The sequence below is a fragment of the Phycisphaerales bacterium genome, from assembly GCA_020852515.1.
Classification (GTDB): domain Bacteria; phylum Planctomycetota; class Phycisphaerae; order Phycisphaerales; family UBA5793; genus UBA5793.
The window spans coordinates 49,401-66,388 of sequence record JADZAS010000036.1; the positions used below are offsets into that span (position 1 = coordinate 49,401).

Annotated in this window: 25 protein-coding genes; 18 read left to right on the forward strand and 7 right to left on the reverse strand. The window is 65.3% G+C overall.

All coding sequences use genetic code 11. The features are described from left to right. Positions 1 to 21 precede the first annotated feature (21 nt). From IT430_19920 to IT430_19935, 4 genes are all read right to left on the reverse strand, one after another. A complete protein-coding gene (locus IT430_19920) occupies positions 22 to 324 on the reverse strand; it encodes a GNAT family N-acetyltransferase (GenBank protein ID MCC6910206.1) in 303 nt (100 codons plus the stop codon). 158 nt (positions 325 to 482) lie between these two features. Beyond that, positions 483 to 1,196: a tRNA-dependent cyclodipeptide synthase gene (locus tag IT430_19925; GenBank protein ID MCC6910207.1), complete on the reverse strand. Its 714-nt coding sequence runs from the start codon at positions 1,194 to 1,196 to the stop codon at positions 483 to 485. Continuing rightward, positions 1,189 to 2,508: a hypothetical protein gene (locus IT430_19930; protein ID MCC6910208.1), complete on the reverse strand. Its 1,320-nt coding sequence runs from the start codon at positions 2,506 to 2,508 to the stop codon at positions 1,189 to 1,191. Before IT430_19930 ends, IT430_19925 begins: the two co-directional genes overlap by 8 nt. Positions 2,509 to 2,572: 64 nt before the next feature. Next, complete coding sequence (locus IT430_19935; protein ID MCC6910209.1) at positions 2,573 to 4,105, reverse strand: hypothetical protein; 1,533 nt, start codon at positions 4,103 to 4,105, stop codon at positions 2,573 to 2,575. A 526-nt stretch (positions 4,106 to 4,631) separates the two neighbouring features. Here IT430_19935 and IT430_19940 point away from each other — a divergent pair. The 7 genes from IT430_19940 (at position 4,632) to IT430_19970 (ending at position 9,298) form a co-directional block, all read left to right on the forward strand. Next, positions 4,632 to 4,937, forward strand: a complete 306-nt coding sequence (locus tag IT430_19940; protein ID MCC6910210.1) for a hypothetical protein — start codon at positions 4,632 to 4,634, stop codon at positions 4,935 to 4,937. Between the two features lie 91 nt (positions 4,938 to 5,028). Continuing rightward, positions 5,029 to 6,117 (forward strand): hypothetical protein, encoded by a 1,089-nt coding sequence (locus IT430_19945; protein MCC6910211.1) that lies wholly within the window; start codon positions 5,029 to 5,031, stop codon positions 6,115 to 6,117. Positions 6,118 to 6,123: 6 nt separating this feature from the next. Then, complete coding sequence (locus IT430_19950) at positions 6,124 to 6,345, forward strand: hypothetical protein (protein MCC6910212.1); 222 nt, start codon at positions 6,124 to 6,126, stop codon at positions 6,343 to 6,345. Between the two features lie 66 nt (positions 6,346 to 6,411). Further along, positions 6,412 to 7,032: a hypothetical protein gene (locus IT430_19955; GenBank protein ID MCC6910213.1), complete on the forward strand. Its 621-nt coding sequence runs from the start codon at positions 6,412 to 6,414 to the stop codon at positions 7,030 to 7,032. 84 nt (positions 7,033 to 7,116) lie between these two features. Further along, positions 7,117 to 8,001, forward strand: a complete 885-nt coding sequence (locus IT430_19960) for a hypothetical protein (protein ID MCC6910214.1) — start codon at positions 7,117 to 7,119, stop codon at positions 7,999 to 8,001. After that, positions 7,988 to 8,395, forward strand: coding sequence for a hypothetical protein (locus tag IT430_19965; GenBank protein ID MCC6910215.1), 408 nt, complete (start codon positions 7,988 to 7,990; stop codon positions 8,393 to 8,395). The genes IT430_19960 and IT430_19965 overlap by 14 nt, the downstream gene beginning before the upstream one ends. 408 nt (positions 8,396 to 8,803) lie before the next feature. Then, positions 8,804 to 9,298: a hypothetical protein gene (locus tag IT430_19970; GenBank protein MCC6910216.1), complete on the forward strand. Its 495-nt coding sequence runs from the start codon at positions 8,804 to 8,806 to the stop codon at positions 9,296 to 9,298. 90 nt (positions 9,299 to 9,388) lie between these two features. On the opposite strand, the gene IT430_19975 is transcribed toward IT430_19970, so the two are convergent. After that, the gene (locus IT430_19975; GenBank protein ID MCC6910217.1) at positions 9,389 to 9,592 is read right to left on the reverse strand and encodes a hypothetical protein; all 204 of its coding nucleotides are present in this window, start codon (positions 9,590 to 9,592) and stop codon (positions 9,389 to 9,391) included. 349 nt (positions 9,593 to 9,941) lie between these two features. Between IT430_19975 and IT430_19980 the strand changes: the two genes are divergently transcribed. The 11 genes from IT430_19980 to IT430_20030 all read left to right on the forward strand — a co-directional run bounded on the left by IT430_19980 (position 9,942) and on the right by IT430_20030 (position 14,696). After that, complete coding sequence (locus IT430_19980) at positions 9,942 to 10,319, forward strand: hypothetical protein (GenBank protein ID MCC6910218.1); 378 nt, start codon at positions 9,942 to 9,944, stop codon at positions 10,317 to 10,319. Positions 10,320 to 10,358: 39 nt separating this feature from the next. Continuing rightward, a complete protein-coding gene (locus IT430_19985; protein ID MCC6910219.1) occupies positions 10,359 to 10,613 on the forward strand; it encodes a hypothetical protein in 255 nt (84 codons plus the stop codon). Positions 10,614 to 10,661: 48 nt separating this feature from the next. Beyond that, on the forward strand, positions 10,662 to 10,880 hold the full coding sequence (locus tag IT430_19990; GenBank protein ID MCC6910220.1) for a hypothetical protein: 219 nt from the start codon (positions 10,662 to 10,664) through the stop codon (positions 10,878 to 10,880). Positions 10,881 to 10,919: 39 nt separating this feature from the next. Beyond that, a complete protein-coding gene (locus tag IT430_19995; protein MCC6910221.1) occupies positions 10,920 to 11,156 on the forward strand; it encodes a hypothetical protein in 237 nt (78 codons plus the stop codon). A 12-nt stretch (positions 11,157 to 11,168) separates the two neighbouring features. Then, complete coding sequence (locus tag IT430_20000) at positions 11,169 to 11,477, forward strand: hypothetical protein (protein MCC6910222.1); 309 nt, start codon at positions 11,169 to 11,171, stop codon at positions 11,475 to 11,477. Positions 11,478 to 11,525: 48 nt separating this feature from the next. Further along, positions 11,526 to 12,617, forward strand: a complete 1,092-nt coding sequence (locus IT430_20005) for a winged helix-turn-helix domain-containing protein (GenBank protein MCC6910223.1) — start codon at positions 11,526 to 11,528, stop codon at positions 12,615 to 12,617. Between the two features lie 3 nt (positions 12,618 to 12,620). Next, a complete protein-coding gene (locus IT430_20010; protein MCC6910224.1) occupies positions 12,621 to 12,839 on the forward strand; it encodes a hypothetical protein in 219 nt (72 codons plus the stop codon). A gap of 3 nt (positions 12,840 to 12,842) precedes the next feature. Further along, entirely contained in the window at positions 12,843 to 13,046 is a 204-nt protein-coding gene (locus IT430_20015; GenBank protein MCC6910225.1) for a hypothetical protein, read from the forward strand. A 212-nt stretch (positions 13,047 to 13,258) separates the two neighbouring features. After that, the gene (locus IT430_20020) at positions 13,259 to 13,453 is read left to right on the forward strand and encodes a hypothetical protein (GenBank protein ID MCC6910226.1); all 195 of its coding nucleotides are present in this window, start codon (positions 13,259 to 13,261) and stop codon (positions 13,451 to 13,453) included. Next, positions 13,437 to 13,964: a hypothetical protein gene (locus IT430_20025; GenBank protein ID MCC6910227.1), complete on the forward strand. Its 528-nt coding sequence runs from the start codon at positions 13,437 to 13,439 to the stop codon at positions 13,962 to 13,964. Before IT430_20020 ends, IT430_20025 begins: the two co-directional genes overlap by 17 nt. A 90-nt stretch (positions 13,965 to 14,054) precedes the next feature. Continuing rightward, positions 14,055 to 14,696, forward strand: coding sequence for a hypothetical protein (locus tag IT430_20030; protein MCC6910228.1), 642 nt, complete (start codon positions 14,055 to 14,057; stop codon positions 14,694 to 14,696). 23 nt (positions 14,697 to 14,719) lie between these two features. Here IT430_20030 and IT430_20035 read toward each other — a convergent pair whose 3' ends face one another. Together IT430_20035 and IT430_20040 are read right to left on the reverse strand one after the other, a co-directional pair. Next, complete coding sequence (locus IT430_20035) at positions 14,720 to 16,081, reverse strand: ParB N-terminal domain-containing protein (protein MCC6910229.1); 1,362 nt, start codon at positions 16,079 to 16,081, stop codon at positions 14,720 to 14,722. Next, positions 16,078 to 16,908, reverse strand: coding sequence for a hypothetical protein (locus tag IT430_20040; protein ID MCC6910230.1), 831 nt, complete (start codon positions 16,906 to 16,908; stop codon positions 16,078 to 16,080). The genes IT430_20035 and IT430_20040 overlap by 4 nt, the downstream gene beginning before the upstream one ends. Positions 16,909 to 16,988 lie beyond the last annotated feature (80 nt).

Below are 16,988 nucleotides of genomic sequence, written 5' to 3' on the forward strand. Positions count from 1 at the left end.
TGTGACCTGCATCTCTGACGCCTAACGAAGCTCCTTGAATAGCAGCATGGCATCAGTCCCACTTCCCCAGTACCCGCCCAGCCTTGCCCCAATCCGAAAGCCCAAGTGCTGAAAAAACCCCACCGTCTCGCGAAACCCAGCTGCGCTGAGTGTGGACCCGTTTGGAACGGTGTCCGGGTCGGTGGTCTTCAGCGATACCACTTGCTGGGTGCAAACAGTGTCCATCGCAGCAACGACAAGCTGTCGGCCAATCCCTCGCCGCGTGCTCTGCGGATCAACAGCCATCCACAGCAGTTCCATCTCGAATGCATGTGCAACCCACACCAGGAATCCTACGAGTCTGCCGTCTTCCTCAAACACGCGGCTCGGAAGCGCAAGAAAGTCTGCCTTAACCAGGGGATACGCATCTCGAAGATAGTGGGTTGGCCATGCCGCGAGGATTCGCAGTACGTCGCCAACATCGCCTTGGTTCCCGGGCCTGATCACCGCTCTGACACCTCGATGCCGATATGGGTGCGATTTGGACACGCGACAGGAATCCCGGGAAATGCGCCCTCTGAGATCAGCTGCATGAGTTCGAGATCGCGCCCGGGATACACCTCAATCATGTACCCGCTCTGGTACAACCACATGAACATGGCCAACTCTTCAACCATGTATTGCAACCACAGGCGGCGGCGTGGGGCATCATCCAAGTCAGACCGCTTGCCACGCCGCTCAAGGTAATCCCGTGATGCCTCCTCAACCGCCATTGCGAATCGTGGGGTCACCGTGATGAATGCCGAGAGGTCGTGCCGTAGCCGCTTGTACTCGATCGTCTGCAACGTCTCTTCCCAGTTGAGCAGGCGGACGCGTGCGTTGGCCCCTAACCGAGCAACAATGTCATCTAGACGTCGGCGAAAACGAGGTAGGCCAGCGCGGGCTTCGCCCTCGGCCACCACCTCCGGCAGCGCTTTCTCCGCCATGATGTTCCACCGATCCGGAAAGCTCCCCTCGACGATGAGCACGTCATCCGATCGTGCGCAAACCCAGTTCACGATCTGCTCCAGGCGAGCGCGGTTGACCGACGATGTGGAGGGACTCAGTCCAATCCAGCAATTGAACCTCTCGCCATTCAGGAATCGTGAGACGAGACGCCCGTGAGTCTCCGACTGAATCACTTGAACCTGGGGAGATGGTGACGCCGTGTCAATCATCGGACGCGTTGTCCTCTTCATCGGTGCCCGCGCCCGATTTGTTGACTCCTCGAACTCCTTCGCGACTCGCTCGAGCCCCGTCCATCAGCACACACTCAAGGAGTGTCGTCTGCAGTGCCTTCGCCATAGGGTCATTCTGCCGTGGCGTTTCCACGGCGGACTCGAATGCTGCGGTAGCAGTCACTCGGTTATACAGACGATAACCCGATTGCTCTCCAATGAAGAACGCGTTTGTACCTTTTGCCACACCGTACAAGACCTCACGAAGCCACTCGTCCGCACGGGCAATCGCCTTCTGCAGCTTGTTACGCGCCAGGCCAGCGCTGCGACCATTTGAACTCTCCAGTGCGCTGTCACCGAAGATCGCTGCATACAGCGCTTTCAGCGGCACCGGCTGGTCCCGACCGGCCTTGCGGCTGGCCCACGACGACATCAACATGAATAGCACGGCCCGCCTGTCTGCGAACTCGCCGGGCGAGCCGTCCAGCAACTGATAGCTCTTGCCGTTCATACCCAAGAGCTGCGCACCCGGACGAGCGCTCAGTTCGAGCAACTGCCTTGGAGGAGCGCCGTCGCGCACCGCCGAACACGTCATCTTGAATGCTGCGGGTGAATCGAGAAGGAACCGGTAGCTTGCCGCGCCAGCCGCGTCGCGGTGCCTTGCGAGCGACTCCACGCTCGATTCCGTATCCAGGTCCCATACGGTCGGCCCTGGCAATGAGTTGACGACTATTGTGATGTGATCGCAAGCGAGGTGGCCACGCGCCAGGCTGAACTGCGCCGCGGCCCGCAGCAGATCGGACAAGAACCACCCTGCCGCGACAGCTCGCTGCCATGACTCACAGGCGGGCGATCCCGCGCCCTGATGCTGCGGGATGTAGTAGAGCATCGTGTGCTCAGGCTTGAGCCAGGATCGCCACAGATGGATTGGCTTGGGCCAGGTCGTCGGGGGACCGAAGAGCCTGATTAGGGGTTGCTCGACCTCAGCACGCTCCAAGCGAACCGTGTTGAGATCGAGCGATGCGGGCTGAGCGAGATCATCGGGATGCAGAAGCGCGTACGAAAAGCTATTAAGCGGGCGCTTCACGTATTGATGATGGTGCGTACCTTCGCGTTCTAACTCCAATGAGGCCTCAACGCCTCCGATGAACTCCGCGAAGAGCATATGGAAGTCAATACCCAACGAGTCCAATCGGAACTGCAGACCGAGGATTCCACTCGGAAGAGAGAGGGTTCCGCCGTAGCGGCGCAGTGCCGGACGAATCAACGGCGCGAGCGCCTCGGCAAGTTGCTGGAGCGTGCGTTCGTCCATCGTTCAGCCGGCGTTTTGCAACCGATAGGGCGAGGGGGCAAGTGGCGTGCACATCGGGGTCATTCTACCCAACGTCCTCGCTTCCGAGCGACGGGCCCAACTCGCGTGATTCGGGGCGATCGGGCAGGCCCGGCCTGCGGAACGCACGCCAGGCTGGAAGCGTAGCCACCGCAAAGACCAACACTGCCCCCCCGAGTGCAATGGCCGGCGCGTTGTACATCCAGGCAGTCTGCCCAGAAGTCTTGCCGTAAATGGCACTCCCCCAGGCGCCAGAAAAGCCGGCGAGCACCGAGAGGGCAGCCGCGGTTCCTGCCTTGCGCAGCTCCAACCGCCGGTGGAGGAACAGAGCTGCGGCAACCGCCGGGACGAGCGCGAGCTGCGCCCCGTAGATCGCGAAGATGAGTTGAACAACATCAAACTGCAGGAGTCGAAACGCCACGAACACCACGAACGACACAACCGCGGTAATGGCCAGCGTGATCCGCGAGACCCGGATGCCTCGGTCCGGCGATACCGTGTCCGGTTGAACGCCCATCACGTCCAGCACAAGCATCTGGGCGGCCACTAGTAGAAGGCTGTCCGCCGTCGTGATCATGGCCGCACAGAGCCCCAGCATGAACACGAAGAGCACGAGCAGGCCGAGCGTGCCGTTCGCCGCCAACGAGGTCAGGATGAATGCCATCAGCGAACCAGTCGCCGGGTCAAAGGAGTGCCCAGCGACTGCGACCTTCGCAATGTAGCAGCTGACGATGATGAGTGTGCCCCACAGAAGCACGAAGAAGGGGATTGCTGAAAGCAGCCCTCGCCGCGCATGATCTACTGAACGTGTTGAGCAGAGCCGCTGCCACGTGCCCGAGTCGCTGATCGCCGCGGGCAGGTTCATGGCGATGATGCCGAGCACGAACGCCCATCCCGCATTCCAGGATCCGAAGATCTCTGATGTGATCTTCCCGATCCCTACGGTCTGTGGAGAACGCCAGATCAGGATGAAGAGAAAGACAGGAAGCATCAACACCGCCACGACGATGAAGCGAAACTGCCATTGCTCTGTCGCCACGATCGACCGGTACCCGCTGATTAGGGAATAGCCGATGATGAACAGGAGGTACGTCACGGAGAACGCGAGCACCCAATCGCCTACAAACGGTTCCAGAATGGTGACGCCAACCAAGAGTTCCATGCTGAAGATCGCGACGTATCCAATGAACGTGAACGCGACTGAGACAGAGCGCACGCGGCGGTTGCCGTACTCGTGACCAAGGAAAGATTGGAGGGTCTTGTTCTCCGGATTGCGCGCCAGAATGGCCGGAGCCGCGAAATAGAGGACGATGAAACCGGCGGCATAGGACCCGATCGTCGTCAGAAGCGAGATGCCAAGGAATGGCGCGAGGTTGACCAGCGCGAGGATCACCGTCGCGAGGCTGATGCCGGCGGTCACCGTCGAACGGGAGTAGGCGCTGGCGCTGACGTATCGAGTCAGCGGGAAGAAGTCGCGGATGGACACGACAAACCGGTGCTCCCGGATCGCCAATCCGAAGTACAGGAGGCCAGGAAGCAGTACCGCTAGCAGAACCAATACGGTTGCGATGGGGGGCATGCCTTTGTCCTTCCGACGAGCGCCTGAGGCTGAGTCGATTCGCCCGCCGCCTCTACCCCAACCCTGAGACAGCCCTGAGCGACGCATGCCGTTTGCGCGACTGAAGCCGCAAACACGCGTCAGATCGCTCTTCCGATTGAGTCTGGTTCTCGCAAAAAGTGCGATTCTTGGCTGGAACCCGCCGTCAGGATGTCTGAACGTCCTAGAAAAAGTGTCCGGCACGTTCGAAAATCTGTCCGGACGGACAGCTATGCGGCGGCGCGTACAGCTTGGCGTAATTGCCGCCGGAATCGCGGGCGTCTGCGTCCCAGAACCAGTAGACCTGCAAAAACATTTCTCGCCCTCAAACGCAGTGCTGGCCACGAAAGGGTGGTTGTGCGCGCGGATTGCGGCGTGTCCTTGCTGTCGGCTACCGGTGTCTGCACACCCCTGGAAACGGCTCCGCGTTGGAGCCCTTCGGTGGACCGCGACGCAAAACCAGGATCGGGCCAGATCGCGGCTGGCCGAGTCAGAAAGGAAGTGTCCGATGGATCTGCTCAACTCTGGCAACTCGGGTCTCTCGTCGTTCGGCAGCGGACTGCACACGATCGGCGACAAGCCGTGCTACTACGGCGGACAGAAGGTTTACAACGGCCTCGGCATGGAGGTTGGCCGCCTGAAGGGCCACGACCTCGTCGGCAACTACGGCTTCTCCTCGGGCAGCGTGCGCAACGACGGGGCTGTCCTCGATAGCTGCGGGATGGTGCGCGATTGGCTGGATCGCCGCCCCTTCTCCACCATCGGCCGCTCCTCTGGCCTGCTCGGCGGGTCCAATTCGATCTTCAACCGCTGACTCTACGGGCCCCCTTCGGCCCACGCCGGGGGGGTCGATTGCCCCCCGCGTATTCCCTCGACCTGCACTCGTTGAAAAAGGAGGTAGAACAATGGTCTGCACAACGTTGAACCAGAGCCGCGGCACGGCTTTCGCCGCGGTGCTCACCGCACTGCTCTTCGCCTTCGATGCGGCACCGACAAGCGCGCAGAGCCAGCCCACCGCCGCCACGGAGGTTCAGACCCTGCCGCCGATCACACCCCAGGAGCCGTCGGATGCCGCCTACACAGCGATGGCAAGCTCCGGCGATCTGTTGGCCGGGAAGATGGCCGACCAGGACACGACGAAGACCGCTGCGGCCCACCGTGTGCGCGATCTCGCCGCCCGCCTCCGCGCCGATCCCAAGAACGCCGCCATCAAGGGGGAACTCAGGCAGGCCCTCACCGACGCACTGGCGGCGATGAAGTCCGGTAGCGACGAGACCGCCACCGCTGCGAGCTCGCGGCTCGAGAAGATCGACGCCGTCTACCAGCTGGAACTCGCCTTCCGCGGCGCCCTCCAGGCCGCCGTCGCGTCCAACGAGACGTCCACCACCGCCACCCGCGAGAACACTCGGCTGGTCCGCGAGGCGCTGGCCGAGGCACGGACCGCTATGGTCCAGACTGGCGTCACCGACTCAGCGCACCCCGTTCCACCGGAGATCGCCCGCAAGGTCTCGGCCATCATCCGCTTGCTCAGGGCCGCGGACGAGGACGAGGCCCTCACCCGCGCCGACCTGGCGGACTATCAGCAGGAACTCGCCGACTGCGAGCGCGAGCTGACCCTCCTGGACCGCTCGCGCGACCTCACTCTCAGCATCGCCGAGGCAAGCCGCGCCGAGGGGATGCGCGTCCAGCGGTTCGCCGCCACGTTCGGCCGGCGCCTCGCCGCGGCACAGCGCCGCGACCTCAAGGCGCGGAGCCGCCAGCACGAGGCCGTCATCGAGTCGCAGTTCGCCAAGGCCACTGCCAGCGACGCGGCGGCGTGGCAGTCCATCAGCGCCGGCTCGGCCACGTTCGCCATCCCCGGCCTCGACCCAGACCTCGGCATCGACATGAACAAGTCCATGAGCTTCGCGGAACTGCTCGCCGCTGTCGACAAAGCCCTCGCTGCCCCCAAGACCCAGCCGGCCTCCACGGAGGCTGCTCATCCCAAGGAGTGAATCACAATGTCTCGTCACACCACCTTTCTCGTCCTCCTTTGGCTGGTCGCATGCATCGTGGGCTGCGAGAAGAAGAAGCAGCCCCCCGCGCCCCCCGCGCCGGTGATCAAACAGACCCCCGCTCCCCAGCCCCCAGAACTCGACCAGGAGGCGCGCGAGCTCCTCGAGTGGGCCGCCCTCGTCCAGCAGATCGCGTCCGACCCGTCCCCATCGGCGCCGCCCAAGTAGTCCACCCCGACACCCGGCCACTCACGGCCGCATTCACACCCGCACCCACGGATAGGAGGTTCGCTCATGAAGTCTCTCTTGACCACCGTGTTCCCCGTCGTCCCGTCGCTCGTGCTCACCGCGTGCGCCGTCGCGCAGTCGCCGGCCCAGCCCGGCGACCCGCGCGCGGCCGCTCAGGCACCGGCAACCGAGCCGCGTGTTTCCCATCAGCCCCCGGCTCAGGCCCCCGCCAGCTCCGGTACGAACACTGCGCCCGGCGCCGGGCTTGACGCGGCGCCCACTGCCGCGGCCGGCCGCGAGGCCCTCAACACCGACATCGCGCGCCTCAACTCCCTCGCGGGCGACTACGACCCCGCCGCCAATCGCGCCCGGCTCTCGGAGGACATCCGCCGCGCGATCCAGGAGTTGCGTGACGAACTTGGCAAGCTCCCGCGTGACCTGCACACGTTGGGTCAGACGCCCACGTCCATCCTGGCCGCGCAGTGCGCCGTCGACACGTCTTCTCAGCCGACCGCGACGGTGACCCCCGCGACCGAGACGACCACGGCCACATCGCCGCTGCTTTCGAAGCAGCTCGAGCTGATCACGATGATCGCCCGCCGGATGGACGCGATCGAGAATCGCGTCGACCGGCTTGAGGCCGGGGCCGCGCCCGTGGCCGCCACGGGCAACTCGCCGACCAGGTAACCCCATCGGGCCCGCCGCGGGAACGGCGCGCCTGGTTTTCTCCGCCCGTTCTCCGCCATCCGCTCACTGCCCACGGAGGCCACCATGCCGCTCGCTGCGCTCGCCACCACGACGCCTGCCCTCCCCGACTGGTTTATGACCACCGTGACGTTCATCAAGGCGGCCGCAGTCCTCTCCACCTTTGCAGTCGCGACGGGACTTGTCTGGGCCACCGTCGCCAACGTCAGGGCCATCCGTGCCGCGGAGCCCATCTTTCGGGATTGGCTCGCACGAGTTGTTGCTGCGTCCAAGAGCCAAGACCGGGCGGAGTGGATCGCCATCACGTCGGAACTCGCTTCGCTATCGAGCCAATACCCACCGCTCGTGGCGCTCGTCCAGTCCCTCCAACACCCAGAGCTCGCGGAACACGCCGAGTCGCACGTGGATCACTTCATTGCCAACGCCCTCGCCTCCCTGTCCGGCTGGTTCCAACTCTTCGGCGTGCTGCCCATCGCCGGGCTTGCCCTGAACGCCCTCAGCATCGGCCTGGTGCTCCTCAACGGTCAAGCGCGAGGGTCCGACGAGCTCTTCGCGGGCCTCGCGGCCAGCCTCCTGGCGTTCGCTGGGATCATGGTGCCATACGCCATCGTCCGCGCAGTGCAGTCACGTTTCTTCCCCGCCAAGATGCTCAAGTCGCCCACCCTGAAAGCCTTACTCCAGGGCGTGCAGTGCGCGCGCCGGGCGGAGCAGGCCCAGAGCCTGACGACCCCGCCGAGCGCAGCCCCGTCACCATCGCGCCGCGCTGTCCCGCACGGTGACTCGACGCGGGCCTCGAGCGGTCACCCTCCCCGAGGAGATGTCATCACGCTGGCGGCACCCAAGCCCGTTCCCGGTACGTTGACTCACCAAGTGGTGGGCGCTGCATTGAACCACAGCGCGCCGGCCCCCACATCGATCGCCACCCAAGGAGAGCGCCATGGACACCCCTGATGAAGACGCCGCTACCGGATGGATCGCGGCCGATGCCATGAGCTGCAACGTCGCCGTCACCCTCGCGCTCGCTCTGCTCGGCGCTCTCACCATCACCTCCGCCCCGCGCACCGACTCGGCCCGGCAAGTCCGCGCCGCGGGCGGTGGCTTGGCGGACGACGGACCTCCCCCCGTGCAGGTCGAGATCAGGGGCAGCACGGTTAGAGTGGCAGGCCGCGACTTTGGCCTCGATGTTCCGGCGGCCTGGACTGCGGCCATCGGCGCCTCCGTTGGCGATGGAGCCCCCGTGGTCATCGGTGTCGGCAAGGGCACTGACTTCTCGGCGTTCGACCGCATCGCGCGGGCGGCCAGAGCCGCGGGTGCAAGCAAGACCACCTACGTGACAAGGGAGTAGCCCATGGTCAACGCGACTCGCTACATCCGAACGACTTCCCTGGCCACACTCGCGGCCGTCGCTGTGTTCTTCCTCGCACGGGCATTCCGTGCCCACCCTCTGCCTGAGGAGCGTGAGGTGCTCGCTCCCCTACAGGTCGCCAGCGAGACACCGGCGGAGACGTCGGTTCCGCCGCCTCCGCCTGAGCAGGCCCACCTTGAGCGGAGTCATCCTGTCCGCCTGGAGGGAGGCGGGTCTAGCGCCACGTTGTCGTCCGCACCTGCGTCCAGCGCACCTCGCACCTCCGCTCAACTGGCTACTGGTCCCGCGCCTTCAGAGCCACCCGCGCAGCCCTTCGTCGCAGTTGCGCCGCCGCCGCCGACCACGACGGCCCCTCGTGACTCCGATTCGGCGGCGCGCGAATGGGGCTTGGCCGGCCGCAGCGAAACCGACCTCCCCTCCCTGCCACCCATCCGTGTCGCTGGCTTGGATGCTCCCACCGTCTGCAGTGCGGTGCGGGCGGGGTCTGCCTTTGTGCTCGCCAAGGTTGGCGAGGAGCAACCGGTGTGGTGGCGGCTCAACGTGGACGGGGCCAACGATGGCCTCGACGGCCGATGGACCGTGATGACCACCGAGAACCGTCTGCTCGGGATCTCGGAGGTCGGGCTCCCCCTCGTCGACCAGTTCCTCGCCGGTCCCCTCCGAGCTAGCCTCGGCCGGCAGGTCGGGTCCGGCGGCGAGCTATTCCTGTACTTCAACGATGCCCTTTCCGACCAGCTTCGGTCCGCGTGTCAGCGAGAACTCACCGCCCGGGGCCTCGCCGAAACGTGGCGTACCAACCGCGTCGTCATCCATGCGCGGCTGGACGGGGCGAGCAAAGTCGTCACCTTCGACATCATCGATATCGCCGCGGAGCAACGTTGAGGACGCTCTGTGTCCATCGGCGCCCTTGCGGGAGATCTAGCTCCACCACCCCACAGCGTTCCGGGAGATCCCCGTGACGTTCAAGTTCGTTCAGACCGTGCCAACCCCGTACACGCTCGGATTCCTCGGCCCGGGTTCGGAATGGGCCCGTTGTGGCTGGCGGATTGCATCGGCGCGCCAGCGCGCGTCGTAGCCGCGATGCGGTGAGGCGCGTTGTGGAATGACGCTTCGGGTCTTGGCTCGCAGGTCGGCGAAGCGGGCCCGGGCGAGTTGAGCCAGCGTGATGCGTGGCATGGGAAGTCCTTTCTGGAGTGAACAGCGCGGTGCGCCATCGGCGGCCGTGGTTGGCGACGTTGGCGTTGGTGGCGTTCGGCGCGCCAGGGCCGAGGTGTTGGGCAGGCCGCTGCGCGCTGCCGGCATGGGCCAACACGGCGCGATGTTCGGCGATTCCTAGCAGATGCCTAGCACATGGCGCGCTGCGGGCGGCGAGGTTCCCCACCTTGATCGGCAGTTGTGCACAATCTGCGAATCCTGCTCGAATCCTCGGCAATTCCCCTTGCATGTGCGCGCTGTTCATGCCCTCATGTGTGCAACGCGAGGCGGAATACGCCGCCCGCCAACAACGGCGAAAGGAGCCAACACCATGACGACGCGAACCACCAACGAGACCACGACGGCGATGAGCCTCGATGAACTGCTCGCCCTGCCCAGCAACGACCTGTTCAACCGCATCAGCGAGATGGCCACGGCGATGCCGGAGCACGAGAAGACGCTCAAGGCCTTGTACTTCGCCATTGACGAGTACCAGACGCAATCGAAGTACCTCGCGCGGGACTTCGGAAATGCGAAGCGCCATGCCGAGGAAGGCGAGCAGCACGCGGCCAGCGGCATTCGGTGCGACGCCGCATGGCTGCTCTCCGACGCGCAGCGCATCGCCGAGGACGCCGCGAAACGGCAGCACGCCGCCGACACCGCCAAGCTGCTCCTCCACATCCTGCCCGAAGGCATCTTCACGAAGTGACCACGAGGCGCGATCGACGCGCCGGAAAGGACCACCACCATGACCATCAGACAAATCACCATCAAGGGCGAGCGAGGCGATGTCGAGATTCGCGACGCCGACTACGGAGCGCAGATTCTGTTCGGCGAGACCTGCCTCGAACTCTCGCGCCACAGCGGCGACGACGAACGCTGGGTCGCCGCGACGGCGACGGCCAAGGCCATCTACGGCAGCGACCGCCACGGCCGGCCGCGCTGCACCAACTCCGAAATCCACGCGGTGCGCCTCGAGATTGAGCGCGTCGCCGGCTGCTGAACCACCACCACGCGGCGCCGCACCGGCGTCAGAAAGGAAGCAATCGCCATGACACCAATCTTCAAGACCAATCCGCACGGCGTCCACGAGGTTCTCGTCGGAGATCCCGCCAGTGAAGAGGAGCGCGGGCTCGTGACCATCCGAGAGGGTGACCGCGAAATGACCTTCACCGCCGAGGAGATGACCAACCTCGCCATCCAGTGGCTCGGCTACACCCACGGCTACGAATGGACGGGCTCGGGGCTGGTGCCGCGCCGGACGCGGTGAACCGAGACTCGGGCCCAATTCCACAACGAGAGGAGCACCATGAGCACCACACGCGACAACCAGTTGAACACCATCGCCCGCGAGGTCCTCGGCCTCGAGACCTTGGCCACCCGCAACAGCGACCGCCTCGACTTCCACGACACCGCGGTGTGGTGCGTGAAGGAAGCGCTCGAGCGGGCGTACGAGGCAGGACGCCAGTCGGCGCGGCCGACCAAGGCCGTGTGCCCCGCCTGCGGCCGCAAGATCGAAATCACGCCGCTGCCCAGCGGCAAGTGAGAGAGGAGCATCATGAAGACCAGCGCCATCAAGATTGACAGAAATCGCACCGCCCGCCGCAACGGCGCCGGCGCGCCCAACGTGGTCATCCGCGAGGCGTGCGACCGCGACGGCGTCGTCCTGGGCCACCTCGTCGCCAGCCACGACGGCACGGCCGAGGGCATCGTCGCCGCCGCACGCCGCGCGACGCAGCGCATGTTCGACGCCTTCGCCGACGCGTGCAACGTGAACAGCCGCATCATCGCGACCGACGGGGCGGGCCGGCCGCGCTGGTCGGTGTCGCCGAACTTTGCAGTCATCGAAGAACTCGCCGCCGCGTGACGGCGGGCCATTTCCACCAACCGCTGCATCAACGAAAGGAGCAGCACCATGAAGAAGAACGAGGTCCAGATCGGGAACACGTACACCGCGAAGGTGTCCGGCAAGATCGCCAGGGTGCGCATCGACGCCGAGAATCGCAATGGCGGCTGGGACGCGACCAACCTTGAGACGAAGAAGAAGGTTCGCATCAAGAGCGCCCAGCGATTGCGGGCCGAAGTCGGCTCGCCGCCGAAAGCGAGCACGACGCCGCCGCCTGCGGGCAGCGACAACAAGGACGCCAATCCGGCCTCCGGCATGAAGCCCGGGGGCCGCGTTGTTGACCGGGACGCGCAGCGCATCGCCGAGCGCGATGCCAAGGCCGCGGCCAAGGGCCTGGTCATGAAGACCGAGATCGTCATGGGCAAGGAGAGATCGCGCTGGGTGAAGAAGGCCGAGCAGGCCGCGGCGCAGCAGGGCACGCCGGACGCGAAGACACCGGCCGACGCACAGTCCGCCGAGAAGCGCAAGGGCCGGCGCACGCCGCCGCGCATCGCGCTGGTCAACAAGGACCAGTACGCCGAGATCGCCAAGCAGGTCGAGAGCCTGCCCACCAGCCGCAACCACGTGTGCTGGAAGAAGAACGGCAAGTTGTACGAATTGTTCTTCCGCGTCGATGGCCGCACGCCGCTGCTCTACCGCGCGCCGGCGACCTCGGCCGTCGATGAGAAGACCGGCTGCCGCGAGGAGGATGCCGTCGGCACGGTGACGGGCGTCTTCCACATCAAGCAGAGCATCAAGCAACTCACCGGCAAATCGCCGGCGCAGATCGGCATCACCATGCCGCCCGACCGCGGCGCGCCCAAGGCGCGCGGCGAGACGACGAAGAAGACGACCGGCGGCAAGGCCGACGCCAAGCCGCGAAGGAAGCGCGAGGGCCTGAGTGGCCTCGACGCCGCAGCGCAGGTCCTGGGGCGGGCGAAAGAGCCCCTCGACGCCAAGACCATCGCCGAGCGCGCCATCGCGGCGGGCTGGAAGACCAACGGCGCGACGCCGCACGCGACCTTGTACGCCGCGATGATCCGTGAGATCAAGGCCATGGGCAAGGATGCGCGGTTCATCAAAGCCGTCAAGGGCCGGTTCACGGCCCGGAAAGGAGCGTGATCGATGGACCGCCATGTCCAACGACTTCTCGCACACGCCGACCAGGCTCGCGCCACGATGCGCGACACCCTGGCCGAAATGCCCGCGAGCGACAAGGCCGCACTGATCCGTACCTGCGCAGCCGGCGACCTCGCCGGGTTCGACGAGCGCACCGCGCTGCTCGTCGGGCTGCTGGCCATCGTCGCCATCTTCGACCTGAGCGAATCGCGAAAGGAGGACTGATCCATGCTGCGAATGGTCGTGCTCGTCAAGAAGTCCACGCTCCACATCCTCGCCGAGCATTCGGAGCAGGACATGGGGCCGATCGTCGAACTCAACGACACCGAGGCGCTGGTCATGCTGACCGCCGAGGTTGTCGCGCGCCTCATCGCCCTTGCCAAGCCGGAGGATGAACGCCTCGACGATGTCATCCACCGGCTGGCGCTTTGAGAAAGGACCGATGTCGGCCAACACGGCGCCAAGTTCGGCGTTGCCTGGCACATGCCTGGCGCCCCGCCCACACGTCGCGGCCGCTTCCCCACAATCTGCGAAAGCTGCTCGAATCCTCGACAATTCCCCTTGCATCTTCGCGCAGCTCATGCCCTCATGTGTGCGATGCGAGGCGGAATGGGCCGCCCACGAACACCAGCGAAAGGACGAAAATGAATTGTGATCGTGATGACAACCTGGTCGAACCGGAAGACGCGTGCCCGGAATGCGGCGAGCGGCGCGTCGATGAACTGATCTGGCAGAACGATGAAGATGGCCAGGTCCGCTGCGCCAGCTGCGGCTTCTTCTACATCCCGCCGAATCGGCGGCCCGCGGAAGGAGGTGATGATCATGACGAGCAGTCATGAGACGACCACGCTGCGCCAGGTTCTGCTCGCGGCCCAGCGTCTGCTCGAAGCGCGCGAGGACCAGATGGTCACCGCCGAGGAATGGGAGGCGCTCGCCGACGCCGTCAACGCGGCGACGGAAAAGCCCGCCGGCGGACCCGGCGAGTCCTTCGCCGTGGACGCGGCCAGCGGCGCGCTGCTGCGTCGCGTCGTACCGAAGCGCGGCCAGCCCTACGAACATTCGTGTTCCCGGGCGGTCTACGAAGACGTCGCTCACGCCATCGACCTGATGGGCAGCGCCGCCTTCACGCTCGAGGAGATTCGCACCAAGGTGGGCGACGGCGACGAGTCGAAGATGCCGCCGTGGTCGCAGGTCGCCACGGCCGTCGCGTTCCTCAAGGAACGATCGTGCATCGTGCCCGGCCGCGAGCGCAAGCATGTCGCCGCCACCGACGACACCTGGCTCGACGCGATGATCGAGTATCACGCACTGCGCGAAAAGGGGCCGGGGGAGGTGGACCCAAGCGAGTAGCCCGCCAACCGGCCTCACCCATTCACAGCCGCAGCGCCCGCCGCCGCGGCTGTGTCTGCGGGAATGCTCTAGCCTGCAACCATCAGTACAATGAACATCATGCTCCGGTGGGCACTTCGCATCGCCATCTTCTTGCTGCTCGGCGCGATCGTGAATGTTGCGGTGGCGTGGGGATGCGCACTGCTGCATGGCCCGGCGACCGGCCGATACGTGCACGATCCCCGCGAAGAACGTCGGGTGCTGTGGATCAACAGGCGATTCGGACACATGACCGTGAGCGGGTTCGAGCGATCCGGATCGTTGCTCTACCAAGATCCGGATTCGGTTAAGCAGTATCGTGGCGACGTTTGGTGGCGAACCGATGATGTGTTTCCGATCGGTTGGTCGTTTGCGATCGCCAGCGGATGGCCGCGATTGAGCATGACGGGGCGGGTTCTGCTCATCGATGACCTGAAGTCGGTGGACGAGGTTCAGTGGGTAATCCAACTGGAAGACAAGATGCCGTTGCCCGATGCCGGCCAGTTCCTGCCACTCCGGCCATACTGGCCCGGCCTCGCTTCGAACACGGTGTTCTTCGCCATGCTGACGTGGATGATCACAGCCGTGAGGATCGCCCTTCGGAATCGGTGGCGCACCGAACGATCTCAATGCCCCGCATGCGGCTACCCGCGCGGCACCTCGCGCGTCTGCACCGAATGCGGCGGGCCACTTCCAGGCGTCGCGGCCAAGTGATTCGAGCATTTGCACGATCACTCTCACCGCATCTTCTCCTCGCGTGGTTTCATCGGAATGGGTGACTTTCCGGTGCGTTCGAGTACAGCCGGATTTCCGGTGAAGCGCTGATACCTGTCGCAGATCAAATCTGCGTAGGCCGGATCGATTTCCATCAGGAACGCGCGCCGCTGCGTCTGCTCGGCGGCGATCAGAGTCGAGCCCGATCCGCCGAAGAGGTCGAGAACATTCTCACCGGCCTTTGACGAGTACTGCATCGCGCGCACGGCGAGTTCAGCAGGCTTGGCCGTCAAATGCTCCATTTGGTTCGGCGGGATCTTCTTGATGTGCCACAGGTCGGGCACGTTGTTGGGGCCGAAGTAGCGGTGTGCCGCCCCCAATTTCCAACCGTAGAAACACACCTCGAACGCGCCCATGTAGTCTTTTCGCGTCAGAACCGGGTGCTGCTTGTCCCAGATGATCGCCTGGCTGAAGTACAACCCGGCGCGTTTGAGCGGCCCCGGATAGTTGCCGAGGTTCGCATAACCGCCCCAGCAATAGAAACCTCCGCCGGGGATGAGCACGCGCGCCATGTTGCCGAACCACGCATCGAGCATCTCCTCAAAGGCTTCGTCAGAGACGAAGTCATTCTCAAGCGGCCGATCCTTGGCCCGCATCTTGCGCGTAGTTCGGCGCTTCTCGCCCTGCCGCGCAACATCGAAACTCTGATGATGGGTGCGCTTCTTCTTCGAGGCCGTGAATGACGAGTTGCCGGCCGCGATCGCGTTGTTCGATCGCGGCTCCACCTTCACGTTGTACGGCGGGTCTGTGTTCACGAGATGAATCGGCTGGCCACCGAGCAGTCGATCGACATCCGCCGCGCTCGCGCTGTCGCCGCAGAGCAACCGGTGATCGCCGAGCACCCACAGATCCCCGGGCTTCGTCATCGGATCGTCGGGCGGCTCGGGGATCGCATCGGGATCGGTCAGCCCGTCGCGCACGCCAGGGTCGAGCAACTTCGCCAGGTCGTCCGCGCTGAAGCCCAGCGCCGCCCAATCGAAACCGGCGCTCTGGAGTTCGGCCATCTCGATCGGCAGCAACTCCATGTTCCATTCGGCGAGTTCGCCGCTCTTGTTATCGGCTATGCGGTACGCGCGCACCTGCTCGGGCGAGAGATCGGTCGCGACATGGACCGGCACCTTCTCGAGCCCGAGTTTCTGGGCCGCTTTCCACCGCGTGTGGCCGCAGATGATCACGCCGTCGCCATCGACGACGATCGGTTGCCGCCAGCCGAATGTCGTGATGCTGTTGGCCACAGCGTCTACGGCGTCGTCATTGAGCCGCGGGTTCTTCTCGTACGGCTTGATCTCGGCCAGCGGCCGCAATTCGACCTTGAACGCATTCATGAGTCCGTTCTCCTTGTTCTGGTAGCCGGGCGGCCCTGGCGCGATTCCGCCGCCCCGTTGGCCGCCATGTCGCCGCCCACGTTCGCCCCTGTCGCGAGATGTGCCGAAGCGGCGTAGTTCCGGCCGCCCGGCGTGGGCACATCGCCCCGTGGCCCAACGTCGTCGTCGTCAGACCCTGAGCCCACGGCCGAAGGGCCCACGATCGGCCCGCCGTGGGCCGGCAACGGCAGCAAGCCGATCTCGCGCTCCGAACGCGGGGCCGCGGCAAGCCGGACCTGCATCGCGTGCGCTCCCTCGCGCCACGCCAGCGCGCAATCGTCGTCGGCATCGATGCCGCTTATCTCCGGCGGCGGGTCCGCCAGTACCGCGCGCCCACTCTCCATCAGCGAATACCAGACCCGGCCGTACAGGTCGGCCCCGCTGACGAGCCAGCCGCGAACCAGCGCGGGGATCGCCCGCTCCTCAAGTCCCGACAGCAGGCGGCGATTCGCGCGCCCGGCCTCGTCGTTGCCGCACGCGGCCCAGGACGGCGGCGTGCCCGCCATCGCCCACTCGGCTACCCACCGCGTGCCGAGGTGCGTCATCGTCGCACTCTCGTCATCAAGCAAGACGAGCCGCTGACACACCTCGCGGCCCGCGAGCCAGCACGGGGCACCGCCCAACGAGCAGGCTCGTTCGATTCCGGCTTCGAGCAACCGCACTCCCAGGACCTTCGTCTTTTCGACCCGACGCGTCAGAAGCCCGTGCCGCTCCAGACGCCCGAGCGCCTCGACATTCTCGTCGCGCTCATCCCGATCGCGCCCCTGATGCCGCCAGGGCAACCCCATGCCGGATCGGAACGACCGTCGTGCCAGGTACGCCGCTGCAGCGCCGCCGCCATTCCACGGCCCGCGCCAAGGCGCGAACA